General features: G+C 72.6%; 17 protein-coding genes. 14 read left to right on the forward strand and 3 right to left on the reverse strand.

The genetic code is table 11. The annotated features are described in order from the left end of the window. Positions 1–54: 54 nt before the first annotated feature. From CLT72_RS10080 to CLT72_RS10095, 4 genes are all read left to right on the forward strand, one after another. Positions 55–999, forward strand: a complete 945-nt coding sequence (locus CLT72_RS10080) for a transporter substrate-binding domain-containing protein (protein WP_101411108.1) — start codon at positions 55–57, stop codon at positions 997–999. 120 nt (positions 1,000–1,119) lie between these two features. After that, positions 1,120–1,974 (forward strand): amino acid ABC transporter permease, encoded by an 855-nt coding sequence (locus tag CLT72_RS10085; RefSeq protein WP_101411110.1) that lies wholly within the window; start codon positions 1,120–1,122, stop codon positions 1,972–1,974. Further along, entirely contained in the window at positions 1,971–2,780 is an 810-nt protein-coding gene (locus tag CLT72_RS10090; RefSeq protein ID WP_284039786.1) for an amino acid ABC transporter ATP-binding protein, read from the forward strand. The genes CLT72_RS10085 and CLT72_RS10090 overlap by 4 nt, the downstream gene beginning before the upstream one ends. Then, positions 2,777–3,979 (forward strand): zinc-binding metallopeptidase family protein, encoded by a 1,203-nt coding sequence (locus CLT72_RS10095; protein ID WP_486484208.1) that lies wholly within the window; start codon positions 2,777–2,779, stop codon positions 3,977–3,979. Before CLT72_RS10090 ends, CLT72_RS10095 begins: the two co-directional genes overlap by 4 nt. A 173-nt stretch (positions 3,980–4,152) precedes the next feature. Here CLT72_RS10095 and CLT72_RS10100 read toward each other — a convergent pair whose 3' ends face one another. Further along, entirely contained in the window at positions 4,153–8,271 is a 4,119-nt protein-coding gene (locus CLT72_RS10100) for a S8 family serine peptidase (RefSeq protein WP_158242008.1), read from the reverse strand. Between the two features lie 507 nt (positions 8,272–8,778). Between CLT72_RS10100 and CLT72_RS10110 the strand changes: the two genes are divergently transcribed. The 10 genes from CLT72_RS10110 to CLT72_RS10155 are packed head-to-tail and all read left to right on the forward strand — an operon-like array spanning position 8,779 to position 19,989. Next, positions 8,779–10,053, forward strand: coding sequence for an ATP-grasp domain-containing protein (locus tag CLT72_RS10110; RefSeq protein WP_101411114.1), 1,275 nt, complete (start codon positions 8,779–8,781; stop codon positions 10,051–10,053). Next, positions 10,050–10,877 (forward strand): Rossmann-like domain-containing protein, encoded by an 828-nt coding sequence (locus tag CLT72_RS10115; protein WP_101411116.1) that lies wholly within the window; start codon positions 10,050–10,052, stop codon positions 10,875–10,877. The genes CLT72_RS10110 and CLT72_RS10115 overlap by 4 nt, the downstream gene beginning before the upstream one ends. Then, positions 10,874–11,977, forward strand: a complete 1,104-nt coding sequence (locus CLT72_RS10120; RefSeq protein WP_486484209.1) for a PLP-dependent cysteine synthase family protein — start codon at positions 10,874–10,876, stop codon at positions 11,975–11,977. The genes CLT72_RS10115 and CLT72_RS10120 overlap by 4 nt, the downstream gene beginning before the upstream one ends. Further along, entirely contained in the window at positions 11,968–13,017 is a 1,050-nt protein-coding gene (locus CLT72_RS10125) for a dipeptide epimerase (protein ID WP_101411118.1), read from the forward strand. Before CLT72_RS10120 ends, CLT72_RS10125 begins: the two co-directional genes overlap by 10 nt. Continuing rightward, on the forward strand, positions 13,014–14,255 hold the full coding sequence (locus tag CLT72_RS10130) for an MFS transporter (RefSeq protein ID WP_101411120.1): 1,242 nt from the start codon (positions 13,014–13,016) through the stop codon (positions 14,253–14,255). Before CLT72_RS10125 ends, CLT72_RS10130 begins: the two co-directional genes overlap by 4 nt. Continuing rightward, on the forward strand, positions 14,252–15,070 hold the full coding sequence (locus CLT72_RS10135) for a class I SAM-dependent methyltransferase (RefSeq protein ID WP_101411122.1): 819 nt from the start codon (positions 14,252–14,254) through the stop codon (positions 15,068–15,070). The genes CLT72_RS10130 and CLT72_RS10135 overlap by 4 nt, the downstream gene beginning before the upstream one ends. A 32-nt stretch (positions 15,071–15,102) precedes the next feature. Then, positions 15,103–16,671 carry an ABC transporter substrate-binding protein gene (locus CLT72_RS10140; RefSeq protein WP_101411124.1) on the forward strand — a complete coding sequence of 523 codons (1,569 nt, stop codon included), beginning with the start codon at positions 15,103–15,105 and terminating at the stop codon, positions 16,669–16,671. Next, positions 16,668–17,618, forward strand: coding sequence for an ABC transporter permease (locus CLT72_RS10145; protein WP_486484210.1), 951 nt, complete (start codon positions 16,668–16,670; stop codon positions 17,616–17,618). The genes CLT72_RS10140 and CLT72_RS10145 overlap by 4 nt, the downstream gene beginning before the upstream one ends. Further along, positions 17,615–18,430: an ABC transporter permease subunit gene (locus CLT72_RS10150; RefSeq protein ID WP_101411126.1), complete on the forward strand. Its 816-nt coding sequence runs from the start codon at positions 17,615–17,617 to the stop codon at positions 18,428–18,430. The genes CLT72_RS10145 and CLT72_RS10150 overlap by 4 nt, the downstream gene beginning before the upstream one ends. Beyond that, the gene (locus CLT72_RS10155) at positions 18,427–19,989 is read left to right on the forward strand and encodes an ABC transporter ATP-binding protein (RefSeq protein WP_486484211.1); all 1,563 of its coding nucleotides are present in this window, start codon (positions 18,427–18,429) and stop codon (positions 19,987–19,989) included. The genes CLT72_RS10150 and CLT72_RS10155 overlap by 4 nt, the downstream gene beginning before the upstream one ends. Before the next feature lie 68 nt (positions 19,990–20,057). On the opposite strand, the gene CLT72_RS10160 is transcribed toward CLT72_RS10155, so the two are convergent. Together CLT72_RS10160 and CLT72_RS10165 are read right to left on the reverse strand one after the other, a co-directional pair. Then, complete coding sequence (locus CLT72_RS10160) at positions 20,058–20,252, reverse strand: beta/alpha barrel domain-containing protein (RefSeq protein ID WP_144082228.1); 195 nt, start codon at positions 20,250–20,252, stop codon at positions 20,058–20,060. Between the two features lie 36 nt (positions 20,253–20,288). Then, complete coding sequence (locus CLT72_RS10165; protein ID WP_101411130.1) at positions 20,289–20,768, reverse strand: SRPBCC family protein; 480 nt, start codon at positions 20,766–20,768, stop codon at positions 20,289–20,291. Between the last annotated feature and the right edge of the window lie 9 nt (positions 20,769–20,777).

Here is a 20,777-nt window from a genome sequence, read left to right on the forward strand (position 1 = left end):
ATGTGCGTTACAGTCCGGGTGCTGGTTCGGCTGGCACCCGGAAGGACACCCCCCATGCGCATCCGTCACCTCGCCCTGGCCACCGCGGCCTCGGCCCTCCTCGCGGTCACCACCGGCTGCGGCGGCGACTCCACCGCCGCCGGCTCCGGCGACGAGGTCACGACCGTCTCCGTCACCATCGAGGGCGTCGGTGAGGTCGGCACCGATGCCGACCTCGCCCGGAAGGTCCCCGGCGACGTCCGGGACCGGGGCACCATCACCGTCGCCACCAACGCCCCGTACGAACCCTTCATCGACTTCAAGACCGAGGGCCGCACCGACGAGTTCAAGGGTCTGGACCACGACCTGTTCCTGGCCGCGTCGGCCCGGCTCGGCATCAAGGCCACCTTCACCCAGCAGCCCTTCGACGGCCTCGTGCCCGGCCTCCAGGCCGCCAAGTACGACGCCATCGCCGGCGGCATCACGGACAAGAAGGAGCGCCAGCAGGTCGCCACCTTCGTCGACTACTCCGCCTCCGGCACCGGCTTCCTCGTCAAGACCGGCAACCCGCTCGGCGTGCAGACCGTCGCCGACCTCTGCGGGCGCAAGGTGGCCGTGCAGAAGGCCAGCAACCAGGCCAAGAACCTCGCGGAGTACAGCCGGTCCGACTGCGCCGGCCGAGCCGTCGAGGTCAAGGAGTACCCGGAGAACCCGCAGGCGGTGCAGGCCCTCATCGCCGGCAACGTCGACGTGGTCGCCGCCACCAAGGTCAACCTGGTGGACATCGCCCCCGCCCTGACCGGCAGGGCCGAGCTGGTCGACGACCCGTCCGCCCCGAACGGCTGGCTGGCCAGCCCCAACGGCTTCGGGTTCCTGAAGGCGCAGAAGGAGCTCGCCCAGGCGTACCGGGCCGCCGTGCAGTCGCTGATCGACGACGGCACCTATACCAAGATCCTCGCCCAGTGGAAGCAGGAGCCGATCGCGGTCAAGCAGGCCACCATCGACCAGGCCATCGACTGACCCTGGCGGAGACGACTCCCTGAACCGCGGTCGCCGGGCGCCCTTTCGACACCCGTGAGGGCGGGCCCGGAAGGCGCGCCCGGCGACCGCCGCACCCCGTCCCCCGCTGGAGGCGACCCAATGACGAGCGACACCGAGACCGTACGGGTCGTCCCCGTACGACACTACGGACGCTGGCTGACCGCGATCCTCGTGGTCGGCGTGGCGGCCCTCTTCCTCCGGGCTCTACTGGACAGCCCCAACCTCGAACCCGCCACCATCGGCGAATACCTGTTCAGGGACTACATCCTCGACGGCGTGGTCACCACGCTCTGGCTGACCCTGCTGGCCATGGTGCTCGGCACCGTCGGCGGCGTCCTGCTCGCGGTGATGCGGCTGTCAGCCAACCCCGTACTGCGGGGTGTCTCCTGGGCCTTCGTCTGGGTCTTCCGGGGCACTCCCCTGCTGGTGCAGATCATCTTCTTCGGCTTCCTCGGCGCGCTCTTCCCCCGGATCACCTTCAGCCTGCCGTTCACCGACCTGGTCCTGTTCGACAAACCGACCAGCGTCGTGGTCACCGGCACGGTCGCCGCCGTCCTCGCCCTGTCGCTCAACGAGATGGCGTACGCCGCCGAGGTCATCCGGGGTGGCATCCTCGCCGTGGACACCGGGCAGACCGAGGCCGCCGCAGCGCTCGGCATGAGCCCCGCGCTCATCCTGCGGCGGGTCGTCCTGCCCCAGGCCATGCGGGTCATCATCCCGCCGATGGGCAACGAGACCATCACCATGCTCAAGTCCACCGCGCTGGTGTCGATCATCGCCGGTCGTGACCTGATGACCGCCGTGCAGACCGTCTACCAGGGCAACTACAAGGTGATCCCGCTGCTCGTCGTGGCGGCGATCTGGTATCTCGCGCTCGTCAGCGTGCTGTCCGCCGGCCAGTGGGCGATCGAGCGGCGGTTCGGCCGTGGCTTCGCCGGGAGAGGAGTCCGATGACCACCCAGACCGACACCTCCATCAGCCCCACCCGCCAGGCCGGGGCCCGGCCGATGGTGCGGGCCGAGGGCGTCACCAAGAAGTTCGGGCCGATCGAGGTCCTCAAGGGCATCGACATGACCGTCGCCCCCGGCGAGGTGGCCTGCCTGCTCGGGCCCTCCGGCTCCGGCAAGTCCACCTTTCTGCGCTGCGTCAACCACCTGGATCGCATCGACGGCGGGCAACTCTGGGTCGACGGTGAACTGGTCGGCTACCGTCGCCAGGGCGACAAGCTGCACGAGTTGAAGGCCCGCGAGGTCGCCCGTCGCCGCCGCGACATCGGCATGGTCTTCCAGCGGTTCAACCTCTTCCCGCACCTCACCGCGCTCGGCAACGTCATCGAGGCACCCGTACGTGTCCTCGGCACCCCCCGCGACCAGGCCCGCGCCGAGGCGACGGCCCTGCTGGAACGGGTGGGTCTCGCCGAGAAGGCGAACAGCTACCCCGCTCAGCTCTCCGGCGGGCAGCAGCAGCGGGTCGCCATCGCCCGCGCACTGGCCATGCATCCCAAGCTGATGCTCTTCGACGAGCCGACCTCGGCGCTCGACCCGGAACTCGTCGGCGACGTACTCGACGTGATGAAGGGCCTCGCCGCCGACGGCATGACGATGGTCGTGGTCACCCACGAGATGGGCTTCGCCCGTGAGGTCGCCGACTCCGTCGCGTTCCTCGACGGTGGCTGCGTCGTCGAGGAGGGCACACCGAGCGAAGTGCTCGGCAATCCGAAACACGACCGCACCCGCGCCTTCCTGGACAAGGTCCTGTGAACGAACGGAAGGTCGGCGGTGTGGTGGACGGTGCGGAACTGCTCGCGGCGGCCGGGAACCGGCTCGCCCCCTACCACGAGCGACTCGCCCGACTGGTCGACATCGACTCCGGTTCCGGACAGGTGGACGGCCTGCGGCAGGTCGCCGACCTGATGCAGACCTGGTGCCTGGAAGCCGGCATGGCCGTCGAGCGGGAACCGGTGGCCGACCCGTCCGGCCGGCCCCTCGGCGACGTCCTGATCGGCCGGCACCGTGGGCGGGGCCGCCGACGGATCCTGCTCGCCGGCCACCTCGACACCGTCTTCCCGCCCGGCACGGCCGCCGCCCGTCCGTTCCGGGTGCAGAACGGCCGCGCGTACGGACCGGGGGTCAGCGACGACAAGGGCGGCGTGCTCGCGGGCCTGGTCGCCGTCGAGGTCCTCACCGCGCTCGACCGGACGGAGTACGCCGAGCTGGTGCTGGTCTGCACCCCCGACGAGGAGATCGGCTCGACGGGCAGCCGGCCGCTGCTGCGTACCCTCGGATCCGCTGCCGACGTGGCCCTCTGCCTGGAATGCGCCCGCGACAACGGTGACCTGGTGTCGGCACGCAAGGGCGTCGCCGACCTGGAGGTCATCCTGAGGGGGCGGGCGGCCCACGCCGGCATCGAACCGGAACGCGGAGCCAGCGCCCTGCTCGCCGCCGCCCGGCTGACCGTCGCCCTGGACGCCCTCAACGGCCGGTGGCCGGGGGTCACCGTCAACGTCGGTCACCTGACCGCCGGCGACCGGCCCAACGTCGTCCCGGACCGGGCCCGCATGCTCGTCGACCTGCGTGCCTGGCACAGCCGGGAGTACGAGGCCGCGCTCGCCGAGATCCGCCGCCTGGTCGCCGAGCCGTGGGTCTGCGGGGTACGCGCCGAGGTGGCCGTGCACGCCCCCACCCCACCCTGGGAGCTGGGTCCGGCCGGGCAGCGGCTCGCCGACCTCGCCGCGAAGGTCGGCGCCGGGCTCGGCGTACCCGTGTCCCACACCGCGACCGGTGGCTGTGCCGACGCGAACCTTCTCGCCGAAGCCGGCGCGGCGGTGCTCGACGGGCTCGGCCCGGTCGGCGGCAACGACCACAGCCCCTCGGAATGGCTGGACCTGGACTCCGTCGTACCCCGGACGGCCCTGCTCGCCGGCCTGATCGACGAGGTCAGCCGGGCCGACCCAGGCTGACCACGGCGGCGCTTTCGGTCCCGCTCACGGCGACGCAACCGCGCGGACCCGTCGCCCTATGTCCGGCAGCGCGGGCTGCCCCCGGGTCCCGGCCGGAACGCGGCCCAAAAAGCCGCCGGATGGCGGGCGGGGGCCCGGCCATCCGGCGGATGATGCTTGCGTCGAGCTATCGGCTACAGGCCACGGCACTGCCCGGTGGCTACTCCGGACACCGTGTTGGGCACGCCACCGTTGACCGGTGGCGGCTCGTTACCGCTGCACTTCAGGGGTCCGACGACGGTGTTGCCGGAGACCAGAGGTGCTGCCGAGCCGGTGTTGTTACCCGTCAGCGACACCAGGCCGGTCACGTGGTTACCGGTCAGCGACAGCGGCCCGGTCCCGCTGCTCAGGTCGATCGCGCCGACCACGGCCGTTGCGGACAGCTCCACACCGGCCGCGCGTTCGGCGGAGATTGCCCCGACGATGTTCGCACCGTTGGTGTGCAGGCTGGCACCCGGCGCCACGGTCACCTTGCCGGCGACGGACGACCCGTAGGCGAGACAGGTCAGCCCGGCCGACGCGGTCAGCGGGCCCAGGTGAGCCTTGGTGATGGTGCGGGCACACGCCTGGTCGGTGACCGTTACCTTGACCGGTACGCCGAGCAGCGGGCTGTCCGGGTCGTTGCCCGCGACGCAGAGATGCGCCTCGTGCACCCCGGGCGTCAGCCCGGTGGAGTCGACCAGGACGGTGACCTTGCTGCTGCCCCCCGCCGGGGTCTTGCCCTTCGGCGTGGTCACCCGCAACCACGGCACGTCGGCCGGCTCGTCACACGGCTGGGACCGCGCGATCTCGCTGATCATGCGGGCACCGTTGGTGGCGAGCGGGGTCTCGACGAGCGTCGACCCGCGATCGATCTCGTGCACCCCGCCGCTGTTGGTGGTCAGGATGTTCCCGTTGCCCAGCGGGTGCACCCCGCGGTTGCTGAGCGCCCCGGTGAACCGGTTGACCGGTGCGCCGTTCGGGTCGATCTCCCAGACGCCCGGCGGGCTGGAGAAGGCCGCCGCGAGGATGTTGCCGTTCTCCTGCTGGTACATCTGCTGCGGGAAGTTGATCGTGTCTTCCCAGACCGACAGCGGCTGACCGGAGTGGTCGTACCGGTAGATGTTGCCGCCGCTGGCGGAGACCAGCAGGTCGTTCTCCCGGAAGGTGAGGTACCACGGTCCGGAGATTCCACCGGACCCAGACGTGATGAAGTCACGCAGGTAGTTGCCCTTGGCGTCGAACTCCACCACCTTGTTGCCGCTGCCGGAGGCCACCAGCAGCGTGCCCGAGGGCGAGAGCGTCATGCCCCGGACGTTGCCCATGATGCCCGGATTCGGTCCACCGACCGGCGCGTGCACCCCCTGGTACTGCCCGTCGAGGTTGAACGAGTAGACGGCACCGGTGCTCTGGGACGAGACCAGGAAACCATCCTGCGCCTGGTTGAGGATGATGTGTGTGGTCGTCCCCAGGTCCACCTCGGTCTTCGGCGGGTAGGTGATGAACGCCGGTTCGAGCAGGTCGCCGTTCTGCGGGTCGAATGCCGCCACGCCGGGCAGCGCCGTGTTGGGTACCAGCAGGACACCGTTGCGCAGCAACTCGCGTCGCTTCGGGTCGGTGGTCGCGAGCGTGGTCCGGTTCGCGACCACCGGCGCCTCGCCGACGGTCCACTCCAGCGGCGCGGTGCCGGTGTTCTCGATGGTCAGTTTCGTTCCGGTGACCGTTCCCGCCGGCTGGCTCACGGCCAGCTCCGGCGTGACCTTCATGGTCGGCAGGTCGGAGACGACGAGGGCCACCGTGACCGGGACGCGCGGGTTGGCCGGGTCGTTGCTCGCCACACAGAACATCGCTCGCAGCTGTCCCGGTGCCTTGCCGGTCGAGTCCAGGGTGATCCGGAGCTGGGTCGTGCTTCCGGGGTTGAGCGTGCCGGACGTGACGTCCGTCGACAGCCAGTCCACCTGGTCGGGGAGGACGCAACCGTCACCGCCGGCCAGTTGCCACTTGAGCGCGCCGTTGCCGGTGCTCCGGATCGTGACGCTGCGGGTCGTGGACAGGCCCGGCTTCTGCGTCACCTCGATCTTCGTCGGGTCGACGGTGATTCCCGGAGCCACCGGGATCACCGCCACCGGGTAGTGCACCCCGGCGATGGCCGCGCCGTTGGCGTGGTGGCCGTCGGTGGTCACTTTCAGGTCGGCGAAGGTCCAACTGCCGCCGGAGCTGCCCGAGACGTTCAGGTCGACGGTGAACCGCTGGCTCGCACCGGGGGCGAGGGTGAACGTCGCCGGGCTCACCGTCGCCGTCAGCCCCGCCGGTACCGTCACCGACGCGGAGTAGGTGGCGGTAGTGTCGGCGACGTTGGTCACCGTACGGGTCCACGAGCAGGACAGGTTGCACTGCCGGTTCACCAGGTACGGCACGTTCAGCTCGCGCGGCACACCGCCGGTGGCCGGGTTCGCCGCCAGCATGTTGGCGTACGACTCATCCATCACCAGGCCGACCCGGCCGGCGGCGGCGAGGTCGAGGCGACCCGCTCCGGCGTCCAGCGGGTCCGCGGGGGTGCCGGGTGCCTCACGTACGCCGTCGGGGTCGGCGGTACCGGCCAGTGCGGCGCGGATCTGCGCCGGGGACCAGTCCGGGTGCAGCGCGGCCAGCAGCGCTCCGGCCCCCGCCACGTGCGGCGAGGCCATCGACGTACCGCGGATGATGTTGTACTGGTTCGGGTCCCCGTCGACCTCGCGGTAGGCCGCGAGGATGTTCACCCCGGGAGCGGCGAGGGTCGGGGCCAGCAGGTCGTAGTCGCTCGGGCCTCGGGAGCTGAACCACGCCACCAGGTCGGCACTGCCGGCGTCGCGGGCCAGTTCCGTGGCGGCGCCCAGGCGGGCGGTCACCGGCTCGACGGTGGTGGTGGCGAAGCTCTGCAGCGCCTCACCGTCGGTCTGGGTGACGCTGATCGCGGGGATCGTCGTCTTCTCCACGCCGGAGAGGAACACCGGCGGGCCGGGCTGCCGCTCGAACAGGACGGCCGCGACGGCACCGGCGTTGGCGGCATTGGTGATCTTGACGGCCGAGGTGCAGGTGCCCAGCGGGATCAGCGCGATCGCCCCGGCGAACGAGCCCGCCGGGAACGCGGAGCAGCCCGTCGCCGTACCCACCTCGCCGGAGTAGCGCAGTTCGGCGTCGATCGGGCTGGAGTTGCCCGGACCGAAGCCGGGCCAGCCCTTCAGGTTCGCCAGCGCCGGCGGGACCGGCGTCGGACCGACCACCGACAGGGACTTGCCCCAGGTACGGTCGGTGGTGGTCGCGGCGACCGAGGCGTTCCAGGGCGAGGTGTGCGCCACCGTACCGGCACCGGGTCCGCTGTTGCCGGCCGACGCCGCCACGAAGATGCCGGCCCCGAACGCCTCCAGGAACGCCCGGCTCACGGAGTCGGTCCACGGCCGGTCCGCCCCGGAGATGGAGTAGTTGAGCACGTCGACACCGTCGACGACGGCCTGGTTGATTCCGGCCAGAATGGACGAGACCGGGCAGCTCTCGACACACACCCGGTACATCACCACGTTGGCGCGCGGCGCGACACCCTGCACGGTCCGCACAGGCTGGTCCGGGCCGTACTTCAGGGTCACCTGATGCCGGTTGCCGGCGGCGGTGGAGGCGGTGTGGCTGCCGTGGCCGTTGGTGTCCCGGGCCGAGTTACCCGACACGAAGCTGTACGCGCCGACCAGTTTGTCGTTGCAGATCGGGTCGTGGTTCGGGTGCGTCGGGTCGCAGACACCCAGGTACCGGCCGTACGGGTTGGTGTGCGCGTAGCCCTCCCCGTCCGTGGCGGCGAAGGCCGGGTGGCCCGCGTTGATGCCACTGTCGAGGATGCCGACGACCGTACCCTCACCCCTGGTGGCCAGCTCCGGGCCGGTCTCGCCCGCCCAGACCGCGGGCGAACCGATGATCTCGTGACTGGCGTCGCTGGTGAGCTCGTACACCTCCTCGGGCTCGACCGCGGTCACGCCCGCCACCTTGGCCAGCTTCGCGGCCTCCGCCGCGTCCGCCGTGATGACGATGGCGTTGAGTACGTTCCGGAAGGAACTGGTCACCGTGACCTTGCGGCCCAGCCGCTTGCCGATCCGCTTGGCGACCTCCGACTGCCGGGCGGCGAGCCGGTCGGTGTAGGTGCGGGCCTCAGCCGATCTGACGTTCATCCTGCCGGATCTCGCCTGGTGCGCGGCCAGCGACGGTTCGTCGAGCCGCACGATCCACGAGCCGGTCTTCGACGTGGACAAGGGGGCGGCGGTGGTAGGGCTGCCTACCGCCACCACGCTGACTGTTGCCGCCACGAGGGCAGCGACAGCGGCTGCCAACCTTCGTCTGGGCATGGAAAATCCAGGGATGGCCAACGTTGCTCCTAGGGATGATGCCGGTGGTCCCCATGACCGGCATTGATCGGCAACGCTACGGCAGGCCGTAGGGCAGGTCAACGAAGCAGTTAGAACTATCGATCAATGGACCGGCAGGCCGCGGTCTCTGGGCGACGGGCCGGAAACGGCACGTTCCGAGGCCAGGATGGTGGCGCCGAGAGCGCACGCGTCTACGGGCACCTGGCGGTCGGTCGTCCCGGCACCAGGAGCGACGCTGATCCTGCGCGGGAGACCGGGAACCTCGCCGCCCGGATGCATCCCCTCACCGCCATGGTCCCCGCGCGCAGCGACCGGCGGACGACACGCTAGCCATCCGAAATGAAAACCGTTACCATCACCAAGTCCGGTTGTCGCAGGGAGCGGGGGTCGCCGATGGCGCATCTGTTGGTGGTCGAGAGCTGGGTGGGCGCCATGAGCGGCCTGCTACCGAGGGCCATCCGGGAGGCCGGTCACCGCTTCTCGTTCCTGACCCGCGACCTGCACCACTACCTGCGCAGCGCGCCGACAGACAGGCCGCACCCGCTACTGGCGGCCGAGAACGTGTTGACGACCGAGACCAACGACCTGCCGGAACTGTTGTCCTATGTAGAGGCCGTACATCGGGTGCTGCGCTTCGACGGGGTGGTCACCTCCTGCGACTACTACCTCGGCACCGTCGCCCGGCTGGCCGCGCGCCTGGGCCTGCCGGGCGCCGCACCGGAGGCGGTGGAGTGCGCGTACCGCAAGGATCTGGCCCGCGCCGCGATGCACCGGGCCGGGGTCCCCCAGCCTGCGTTCGCGGTGACCCAGGGCTGGACCGCCACCAGCGACGCGGCCGACGGCATCGGATACCCGCTGGTGGTCAAGCCCGTCGACCTCTGCGCCGGCATGTACGTCCGTCGGGTGGACGACCGGACCGAACTGCGGGCGGCGTACGACGCACTGGCCGGATTCCCGGTCAACGCCCGACGCCAGCCGAGGATGCCGCTGGTGCTGCTGGAGAAACTGCTGGACGGGCCGGAAGTGAGTGTGGAGACGGTCACCGTGGACGGCGTCACCACCGTGATCGGGGTGACCGACAAGAGCCTGGCCGGCACCTCCGGGTTCGTGGAGAGCGGGCACATGTTCCCCGCGTCCATCGAGCCCGATCTCGCCCGCGCCGTCGGCGCGACGGCCACCGCCGCCCTGCGCGCGGTCGGGCTCGACCACGGCGTGGCCCACACCGAGCTGCGGCTGACCCCGGACGGCCCCCGGGTGGTGGAGGTCAACCCCCGGCCTGCGGGCAACCAGATCACCGAACTGGTCCGCCGGGTCACCGGCATCGACCTGCCCATGGGGTACGCGCAACTGGCGCTCGGCGAGCGGCCCGACCTGACCCCGGCCGACACCGGGGTACGCAGCGCGGCGATCGCGTTCCTGCTGCCCCCGCGCCCCGGCACGGTCACCGGTATCACCGGCACCGAGGCGGTGGCCGCCGAGCCCCGGGTGGTGGACTGGGCGGTGAAACCGGCCGGGCACCGGACCGGAGAGGCCAGCAGCAACAACCACTACCTGGGTCACGTCATGGTCGTCGACCCCACGGGTGCCGGCGCACGGGCGCTGGCGGACCGGCTGGTCGCCGGCCTGCGGGTCGGGTACGCCGAGGTGCCGGCCGGAGTGCCGGCGTGACCGGCCCGACGACCCGACCCGGGTACCGGTCGTTCGACGCGCTGGTCACCGACGTGCGCGACGGCCGGGTCGGCCCCGATCCGGCACAGCATCAGGTCAGCGTCGGCTTCGTCACCCGCCAGGGGGCCCGGCACGTCACCCGGGGCCGGGGCTACCGCAACCAGGTGCTCAGCCTGCGGGTCGGGGCGGCGGTCGGCTCGTGCGCCGTCGAGCCGGACGAACTGCCCGACGACGTCGCCTACGCCTGCGTCGGCCGGTCGGTGGCGGAGCTGCTGACCCATCCGGCGCTGCCGGTGCGGGTCGCGGCGTTGGACGCGTACCTGCTCACGGTCCGGCCGCACCTGGACGCGGCCGACGCGGTGCTGACCGTGCCCGCCGGTACGTCCCTGGCGAAGTCGACCGCCCGCGCCGCGGCCGTCGTGGATCTGCTGCCCTGCACACCCGGGCAGACGGTACTGGTGGTCGGGGTGGTCAACTCGCTGCTGGAGCAGTTGCGCCGGCGCGGTCTGCGCTACCTGCCCTGCGACTACGCGGGTGGGCGGACCGAGTGGGACGAGGCCTGCCTGCCCGACGCGCAGGCGCTGCTCGGCGCGGCCGACGCGATCCTGGCCTCCGGGATGACCCTGGGCAACGACAGTTTCGCGCCGCTGCTGGCACACGCGGCGACCACCGGTACCCCGCTGGTGATGTTCGCCCAGACCGGCAGCGGGGTGCTTCCCTGGTTCGTCGGCTCGGGTGTGACCGCGGTGTCCGCCGAGCCGTACCCGTTCTTCTGGCTCGACGGCGGCCCCACGCCGCTCTACCAGTACCGGGCCGCACCGTGACCGCCCCGCACCTGCTGAACCTCGTCGGACACACCCCGGTGCTGTTCGTGGACACCCCGCTGCCGTACCCGCACGACGGGTTCTGGGCGAAGGTGGAGTGCCTCAGCCCCGGCGGGATGAAGGCCCGCGCGGCGGTGTCCATGCTCACCGGCGCCCGGATGCGGGGCGAGTTGCGCCCGGGCGCCCCGGTGGTCGAGTCGACCAGCGGCACCCTCGGCATCGGGCTGGCCTTCGCCGGGCAGGCCCTCGGGCACCCGGTGGTCCTGGTCGTCGACGGTGAGCTGGAACCGTCGATGCGGGCCCTGCTGCGCGCGTACGGGGCCCGGCTGGAGGTGGTGGACCGACCACACCCGGTGGGCAGCTGGCAGCAGGCCCGCCTCGACCGGCTCGCCGAGGTCCGGGCCGGCCTGCCCGGGGCGTACTGGCCGGACCAGTACGACAACCCGGACAACGCCGCCGGCTACGCCGGGCTAGCCGACGAGATCGCCGGGCAGGTCGACGCCGTCGACGTGCTGGTGTGCAGTGTGGGCACCGGCGGGCACAGCGCCGGACTGGCCAGGGCGTTACGTCGGCACTGGCCGGCACTGCGACTGGTCGGGGTCGACACCGTCGGCTCCACCATCTTCGGCCAGCCGGCCCGCTCCCGGCTGATGCGGGGCCTGGGCAGCAGCATCCACCCCCGCAACGTCGACTACCTGGCGTTCGACGAGGTGCACTGGGTGGGCCCGGCCGAGGCGGTGGAGAGCTGCCGGCGCCTGGCGACCAGCAACTTCGTCACCGGCGGGTGGAGCACCGGCGCGGTGGCCCGGGTGTCCGCCTGGGCGGCCCGTACCCAGCCCGGCGCCAGGGTGCTGACCGTCTTTCCCGACGGGCCACACCGGTACCTCGACTCCATCTTCGACGACGGCTACTGCGCCCGGCACGGGCTGCTCGGCCCGACGCACGGGCATCCGGTGGAGATCCACCACCCGCAGGCGGTCGAGGTGAGCCGGTGGAGCCGTTGCCGGGTCGTCGTCGATCCCATCGGTCCGGTCGGGCGGCGCGAGAGCACGGCGAGCGGCACGGCACCGGGCGGGACACGGGGGCCGGCATGGAACTGACCTGGCGGTCGTACCCGCTGGTGCTGCGTGAGCCGCTGAGGATCTCCCGGTCCAGCATGGCCGGACGTGACGCCGTGCAGGTCACCGTCAGCCACGACGGGGTGAGTGGCCACGGAGAGCTGGTGACCAGCAACTACCAGCGGCTGGACCTGACCACGGCGGTCACCACGCTGGCCGGTGTCGCCGGCCGGATCGCCGGCCACCCCGATCCGGAGACACTGCACGCGGACCTGTCCACGCTGACCGAGACGGTGAGGCCCGGAGTACGGGCCGCGCTGGACGCCGCCGTGCACGACCTCGTCGCACGGCGGGCCGGCGTACCGGTGCACCGACTGCTCGGGCTGCGCGACGGCACCCCGGTCGGCACGGCGTACACCCTCGGGCTGGTCGCGCCCGACGCGGCGGGCGCGACCGCGCGGCGGCTGGTCGCAGCCGGTTTCACCACGCTGAAGATCAAGGCCGGCGACGCGGACGACCTGGCCCGGGTCGCGGCGGTGCGGGCCGCCGCCCCGCAGGCGCGGCTGCTGCTGGACCCCAACGGCGGCTGGAACGCCGAGCAGGCCGTCCGGCTGCTGGAGGCCATGGCGGCACACCGCGTCGACGCCGTCGAGCAGCCAGTGCCACCCGGTGACCCGGACGGGCTGGCCTGGATCGCGGCCCGTACCCCGGTGCCGGTCGTCGCCGACGAGGACGCCGTCACCGTCACCGACGTGCACCGGCTGGCCGGATCGGTGGCCGGGGTCAACGTCAAGCTCGCCAAGTGCGGCGGGATCACCGCCGCCCGGGAGATCATCGACGTCGCCACCGGCTACGGCATGGACGTCATGCTCGGCTGCCTGGTCGCCAGTTCCCTCGGCATCGCCCCTGCCGTACACCTGAGCGCGCGGGCCCGCTGGGTGGACCTCGACGGGCACCTGCTGCTGGCCGACGACCCGTGGACCGGCATCGGCGGTCACGACGGGACCCTGCGGCTGGCCGGCACGTCGGGGCTCGGGGTCACCCCGGCCGGCACCGGTGACCGGGCGGTGGCGCCCCGATGACCGCCACCTGGGCGACGCTGCGCAGCTTCCCGTTGCCGGTCCGGCTGCTGGTGGTCAACCAGCTCGGCGTCAACATCGGCTTCTACATGCTGCTGCCCTACCTCGCCGGATACCTCGCCGACGAGGTGGGCCTCTCCGCCGCCCTGATCGGGCTGGTGCTCGGGGTACGCAACCTCAGCCAGCAGGGCATGTTCCTGATCGGTGGGTCCGCCGCCGACCGGCTCGGTGCCCGGGGTGTCATCATCGCCGGCTGTGCGCTGCGTACCGTCGGTTTCGCGGTGTTCGCCCTCGGGGTGTCCCTGCCGGCGCTGCTCGCCGCGTCGGTGCTGTCCGGGCTGGCCGGGGCGCTGTTCAACCCGGCGGTCCGCGCCTACCTCGCCCAGGCCGCGCCCGACCGTCGGGCCGAGGCGTTCGCCCTGTTCAACGTGTTCGCCAGCGCCGGCGCGCTGCTCGGCCCGCTGGTCGGCAGCGCGCTGCTGCTGGTCGACTTCACCGCCGCCGCGTGGGGCGCGGCGGCGGTCTTCGCGGCGCTGACCGTCGCGCAGGCACTCGTCCTGCCCCCGCAGCCCGTGGCGCGCAGCGGGCAGGCCCTCGGCCGGGACTGGCGGGAGTGCCTCACCGACCGCCGGTTCCTCGTCTTCACCCTCGCGCTGAGTGCGATGTTCGCCCTGCAGAACCAGCTCTACCTGGTCCTGCCGGTCCAGGCCGAACACGCCACCGGGTCACCCGCGGCCGTGGCGGCGCTGTTCGTGGCGTCGACCGTGGTGACCCTGGCCGGGCAGGTCCCGCTGACCCGCTGGTTGTCCGGTCGGATGCTCCGGGGCACCGCGATCACGGTCGGGATGGCGGCCATGGGCAGCGGTTTCCTGCTGCCGCTGCTACCGGCCGGCACCGGGCTGGTCGGGCTGCTGCCCGTCCTCGGCGCAGCCGTGCTGCTCGCCGTCGGGGTGATGATCGCGCAGCCGTTCGTGCTGGAACTGATCCCCGGCTTCGCCCGCGCCGGCCTGACCGGCACCTACTTCGGCCTGTTCTACCTGGTCTCCGGCGTGGTCGCGGCGGCGGCCACCACGGCGGTCGGCCGGGTGATGGGCGACGCCGACGGTGCCGCGGTGCCGGCCGGCGCCTGGCTGCTCTGCGCGGCGCTCGGCCTGGCCTCGGCGGCGGCGGTCCGACTGTTGCACCGCCGGCACCGGCTCGGACCCCGACCGGTACCCGTCGACGCGGAGGTGCCCGCATGACCGACCCGGTCGTGGCCACGGCCAACCTGCTCACCGACAACCCCGAACTGTACGAGGCGCAGTTCCCGGACCCGCATCATGCGGCGGCGACCTTCGTCGACGACCTGGTACGGCGTTTCGCCCCGCAGGGCGGCCCGGGACGACGGCTGCTCGACATCGGCTGCGGTACCGGCCGGGACGCCGGCCACCTGGCCCGGATCGGGTATGCGGCGACCGGGCTGGACACCTCCGCCCGGATGCTGGTCCACGCCCGCCGGCACCACCGGCAGGTCCGGTTCGTGGCCACCGACATGCGCGACTTCGACCTCGGTACCCGGTTCGACGTCGTCACCTGCCTGGACAGCGCCATGCTGTACTGCCACCGCAACGCCGACCTGACCGCGTTCCTGGACCGCTGCCACGCCCACCTCGTGCCCGGCGGGCTGCTGGTCGCCGAGATGCGCAACGGCGCGTACTTCCTGGGCGACACCGACCTGCTGGACGCCCCACGCACCCGCACGGTCACCTGGCGCGGCGTCGCCTACACCTCACGGACCCGGCTCTGGATCGACCACGCCGCGCAACTGCTGCGCCGGGAACGGGTCTGGACCTGGCCGGGCGGCGGGCAGCCACTGGTGCAGAACTCCGCCTGGCGGCTGCTGTTCCCCCTGGAACTGCGGCACCTGCTCGACGCCGCCGGGTTCGACGTACTCGCCCTGTTCGACCTGCCCGGCCCACGTACCGAACCGCCGTGGCAGCCGGACGCCGAACTGTCCACCACGCTCTCCGGCGACCGCCTGCACCTGGTCGCCCGCCGCCGCGACGACGCGGCCTGAACCACGCACACCCTCGGAAGGACAAGCCACGCATGACCCCCTTTCTGACCGGCACGACACCCGGGCTGAGCCGTCGCGGCCTGCTCGGCGGTGCCGCCGCGCTCTCCGCGGTGCTGCTCACCGGCTGCGGTACCGACAACGCACCGGCCACCGCCCCGACCGGGCAGCCCAGGCGCGGCGGCCGGCTGCGGGCCGCATTCGCCGGCGGCGGCGCCAACGAGACCCTCGACCCGCACCTGGCGAACCTCTTCGTCGAGGCGTCCCGGGCCAAGGCCATGTACGACAAGCTCGCCGACTACGGCCCGGACGTGTCGATCCAGCCGCGCCTGGCGCAGCGCTGGGAACCCACCGCCGATCTCACCCGGTGGCGGGTCAGCCTGCGCGAGGCCACCTTCCACGACGGCCGCCCGGTCCGCGCCGCCGACGTGCTGGCAAGCTACGCCCGGATCACCGACCCGAAGCGCGCGTTCCGGGCGAAGGCCAGCCTGGCGATGATCGACCTGCGGGCCAGCCGGGCGGTCGACGACCGCACCGTCGAGTTCGCTCTGACCCGCCCGTTCGCCGAGTTCGGCAACCTGCTCGCCGCGTTCGGCGCCTACATCGTGCCCGAGGGCACGGAGACCTTCGACCGGCCGGTCGGCTCCGGCGCGTTCGTCTTCGACTCCTTCCAGCCGGGCCGGTCGCTGCTGCTCAAGCGCAACCCCGAGCACTGGGACGGGGCGGCGTACCTCGACGAGCTGGAGTACCTGATCAGCAACGACGAGTCGGCGCGGATCAACGCGCTGCTCGGCGGGCAGGTGGAGTACGCACACGACATCACCCCCACGACCGCCCGTACCCACGCCGGTGACCGACGGGTGGCCATCACCCGGATGGCGAACAGCACCATGCAGGGCTTCACCATGAAGGTCGACCGGCCGCCGTTCGACAACCGGGACCTGCGCGAGGCGATGTTCCTGCTCACCGACCGGCAGCAGCTCGTCGACACGGTCCTCTCCGGTGCCGGGCAGGTCGGAAACGACCTCTACGGCAAGGGCTACCAGTACTACGCCGCAGACATCCCGCAACGCGCCCGGGACCTCGACCGGGCCCGCTTCCTCATCGACCGGGCCGGCGCGAAGGGGCTGCGGATCACCCTGGACACCGCCGCCGTGGCCAGCGGATTCGTCGAGGCGGCCACCGTCCTCGCCGACCAGGCCCGACAGGTCGGCCTCACCGTCGTACCGGCCACCGGCAACAAGGACACCTACTGGAAGGACATCCTGACCAACGGGGTCCTGGCCTGCTACCGCTCCGGGGCCATGCCGATCGAGACGCACATCTCCCAGCGGCTGCTGACCGACTCCACCACCAACGCCACCCGCTGGGCGCGGCCGGACTTCGACGCGCTCTACGCCAAGGCGGTGTCCACCGCCGACGAGGCGGCCCGCCGGCAGGCGTACGGCGACATGCAGCGGATGCTGCACGCCGAGGGCGGTTTCCTGATCTGGGGGTTCGCCGACTTCCTGGTCGCCACCGGCCCGAACGTCGGCGGGGTCTCCGCCGACGCCCCGGCCAACACCCTGGACTGGGCCCGCTTCGACAAGGTCTGGCTGGGTTGAGCCTGCCCCGCTACGCCGCCGGGCGGCTGATGCTCGGCGGCGGGCAGGTCGCCGGTGTCGCCACCGCCGTGTTCGTCCTCACCGAGGCGCTGCCCGGGGACGCGGCGGTGGTGATCGCCGGCGACCAGCCCGACCCGGAGCGCATCGCGCTCATCCGGGCCCAACTCGAACTCGACCGGCCCGCCGGGGAACGCTACCTGGACTGGCTGGTCGACCTGCTGCACGGCGACCTGGGGGTCTCGCTGGTCTCGCAACGGCCGGTGACCGAGGTGCTGGCGGCCACCGCCGCACCGACCGTCCTGCTGGCCGCGGCGACCCTGCTGCTGCTCGTTCCCCTCGCCGTCGGGATGGGCATGCTGGCGGCACGCCGCGAGGGCGGCCGGCTCGACCGGTCACTGTCCGCGGTGGCGGTGGGCCTCTACGCCGTACCCGAGTTCGCGCTGGCCATCCTGCTCGCCGCCCTGTTCGGCGTACACCTTGGCTGGTTCCCGCCCACCGCCGTCGGTACCGACGGCGACCTGCTGGCCCAGCCGGCGGTGCTGGTGCTGCCGCTCCTGGTGCTGCTTGCCCGACCAGTCTGCTCGATCAGCCGGCTCACCCGCGCCGGCATGGTCGACGCGGTGCGCTCCGAGTACGTCGCCCACGCCCGTCGGCTGGGCATCCCGGCCCGCCGACGGTGGCTGGCGCACGCGCTGCCGAACGCCCTCGCCCCGGTGGTGCAGCAGCTCGCCCGCACCACCGACTGGCTGCTCGGCGGGGTGATCGTGGTCGAGGCGGTGTTCGTCATCCCCGGCCTCGGTACCGCCCTGGTCGACGCGGTCACCGCCCGTGACGTGCCCACCGTGCAGGGCCTGTGCGTGCTGGTCGCGGTCACCACCGTGACCGTCAACCTGGCCGCCGACCTGGTGGCGTTCCGGCTCGCGCCACGCACGGCGGGTGCCCGGTGAAGCGCGGGCTGCGCACCGTGGCCGGGGCGGTGCTGCTCGGCGGACCGCTGCTGCTCGCCCTGGCCGGGCCGCTGCTGGTGGCCGGCCCGGTCGGGCACGCGCGCCCGTTCGACCCGGCCGGCCCGCTCGGCACCGACTTCGTCGGCCGGGACGTCGTCGACCAGCTGCTCCTCGGCGGCCGGTCCGTGGTGCTGGTCGCGCTCACCGCCACCGCGCTGGCGTACCTGGTCGGCGTACCGGTGGGACTGCTGGCCGCGACGACCCGGCACCGACTGGTCGACGAGCTGCTGATGCGGCCACTGGACCTGCTGCTGGCCGTACCGTCCCTGCTGCTGCTCATCCTCGTCGCGGCCACCGCGCCACGCGGCCCGGCCACCCTGACGGTGATCGTCGCGATGATCGCCCTGCCCGAGATCGCCCGGGTCACCCGGGCCGCCGCGCTGCCGCTGGCACACGGCACGGTGACGGAGGCCATGCGGCTGTACCGGGAGACCTGGTGGCGGCGGGCCGTCGGCCATGTCGCCGTCGGCATCCGTCGGGTGCTGCTCGCCGACGCGGGGGTCCGGTTCATCGGCGCCCTCTACCTGGTGGCCACCGCCAGCTTCCTCGGCGTGGGGGTGGCACCCGACGCATCCGACTGGGCGGTGATGGTGGACCGCAACCGGACCGGCATGTTCCTGCAACCCTGGGCGGTGGTCGTACCGGCCGCGCTGATCGTGGCCATGGCCGTCGGCGTCAACCTGGTCGCCGACCAGTTGCTGGCCGGCCGGCGGTCCACCGGCGACCGGGATCCGGCGGAGGTGCTCCGGTGAGTCCCGCGCTGGTCCGCGTCACCGGGCTCGGCGCCCGCACCGGCGACGGGAGAGTCCTGGTCGACGACGTGTCGTTCGGCGTGGCGGCCGGGCAGGTCCTGGCCGTCATCGGGGCGTCCGGCAGCGGCAAGACCACCACCGGCCGCGCCCTGCTGGGCGAGACCGGGCCGGGGGTACGGCTCACCGGCCGGATCGAGATCGCGGGCCGGCCGGTCACCCCGGACAGCCCACCGCCGCCGGGCACCGTCGCCTACGTACCCCAGCAGCCCGCCGCCGTGCTCAACCCGGTCCGCCGGATCGGGGCGGTGCTGCGCGAGATCGCCCACCGGCACGCCGCCGCGGGCGCGACCGGCCGGGCGCAGCTCCGCCGGGCCGTGGCCGACGCACTCGCCCGGGTGGGCCTGCCGAACGGGCGGGAGTTGCTGCGCCGCTTCCCGTACCAGCTCTCGGGCGGGCAGCAGCAGCGCCTCGTCCTGGCCCACGCGCTGCTGTCCCGGGCCCGGCTGCTGATCGCCGACGAACCCACCACCGGGCAGGACAACCTGAACCGGGCCGACATCGCCACCGAGCTGCGCGGCCTCGCCACGGCCGGCCTGGCCGTCGTGCTGCTCAGCCACGACCTGGACCTGGTACGCCTGGTAGCGGACCGAACCCTGGTCCTGGCGAACGGGACGGTAGGTGCCAGCGGTCCCACCGCCGAGGTCCTCGCCCTGCACCAGCCGCCCGCCGCAGCCGTCGACGACCGACCGGCCGACGGTGACCGACCCGACCGGGACCGGGCCCCGGTGCTGCGGGTCACCGGGCTGGTGGCCCGCCACCGCGACGGCGCCCGCCGGCACACCGTCCTGCACGCCATCGACGCCAGCCTCACCGCCGGGCAGTGCCTCGCCGTGGTCGGCCGGTCCGGCAGTGGCAAGACCACCCTGGCCCGCTGCATCGCCGGCCTGCACCGGCCGGCCGGCGGCACCGTCGAGCTGGACGGGCGGCGGCTGGCGGCGAACCTCGACCGGCGCGGCCGGGCCGACCTCGCCGCCGTGCAGTACGTCTTCCAGGACCCCCGGGCCAGTTTCCACCCGTACCTGCCGCTGCTCGACCAGGTGGCCCGGGTCGCGGTACGACTGCGTGCCCTGGAGACGGCGACGGCCCGCCACGCGGCGCAGGCCGTCCTCACCGCGGTGGGCCTCACCGGGGAGTTCACCGGCCGGCACCCCGAGCGGCTCTCCGGCGGGGAACTACAACGCGCCGCCCTGGCCCGCGCCCTGCTGGCCCGGCCCCGGCTGCTGATCTGCGACGAGATCACCTCCGGGCTCGACGCCGGAACCCAGGACCGCATCCTCGACCTCGTCGGGCAGTTCCGCCGGACGGAGGAGTTGAGCCTCGTCGTGATCAGTCACGACCGGGAGGTCGTGGCCCGGCTCGCCGACCACATCGTCGTCCTCGACCAGGGCCGGATCGTCGAGCACGGCCCGGCCGCGGACCTGCTCACCGCCGGTCGGCAACCGTTGACCCGCGCCCTGCTGCGCTCCACCGACCACCTGATCACGAGCGAACCACTGTGACCGGACACCTTGTCGGCGACCACACCGCGCGGCAGGCCGCGGCTTGCCGCGCAGGATGCGACCGGGGGTCACGAGGTCGATTTCGCCCGCGTCGAGCCGGTGAGCGCGTCGCGTAGCGGACGGGAGCCGAGGAAGTCGCGGGTCAGGCCGATCGAGCCGACGGTGGTGGAGGGTGGACCGGTGACGTGTTTGACCCAGCCGGTCAGATTGCGCGGCCGAGCCGGGAAACGGATGTCGGCGAGGGTCATCGCGTGGCCAGGCATGACAATCCGTTGATCGCCGCCAGTTGCCACCTGGGGTCAGGCCGCTTCCAGCTCCCGCTTCAACCGGCGCAGGGTCTCACGCATGCCGTTCCGGTTCACGGTCGGGCGGTCGCCCGCCACCTTGCCGGTGAAGATCCGACCGAGCACGTGGGCCGCTTTGTTGCGCCGGTCCTGCCAGTACTCGGTCACCTCGGTGCCGCCGTCGGTCACGCTGAGCCGGTAGCCCCAGCGGGCCACCGGCTGGCCGAAGGTGGTGACGTCGAAGGCGAACTCGCTGCCCGGTGTGGCGGTGACAACCCGGCAGGTGGTGAACCACAGCAACGGGCCCCGACGGTTCCAGCCGACGAACCGTCGCGGCTGCCCGCCGTCGCGCCGGGTGACCCAGACCGCGACGCACTCCGGGCTCCACCGGGCCATCCGCCGCACGTCGGCGACGGCCGCGTAGACCGTCCCCGCCGGCGCGGCGACGGTGATCTGTTCGGCGATTTCCGGAACGTGCCCGGCTGTCTGCGTCATGCCGCAACC

It is taken from the genome of Micromonospora sp. CNZ309 (assembly GCF_002846525.1).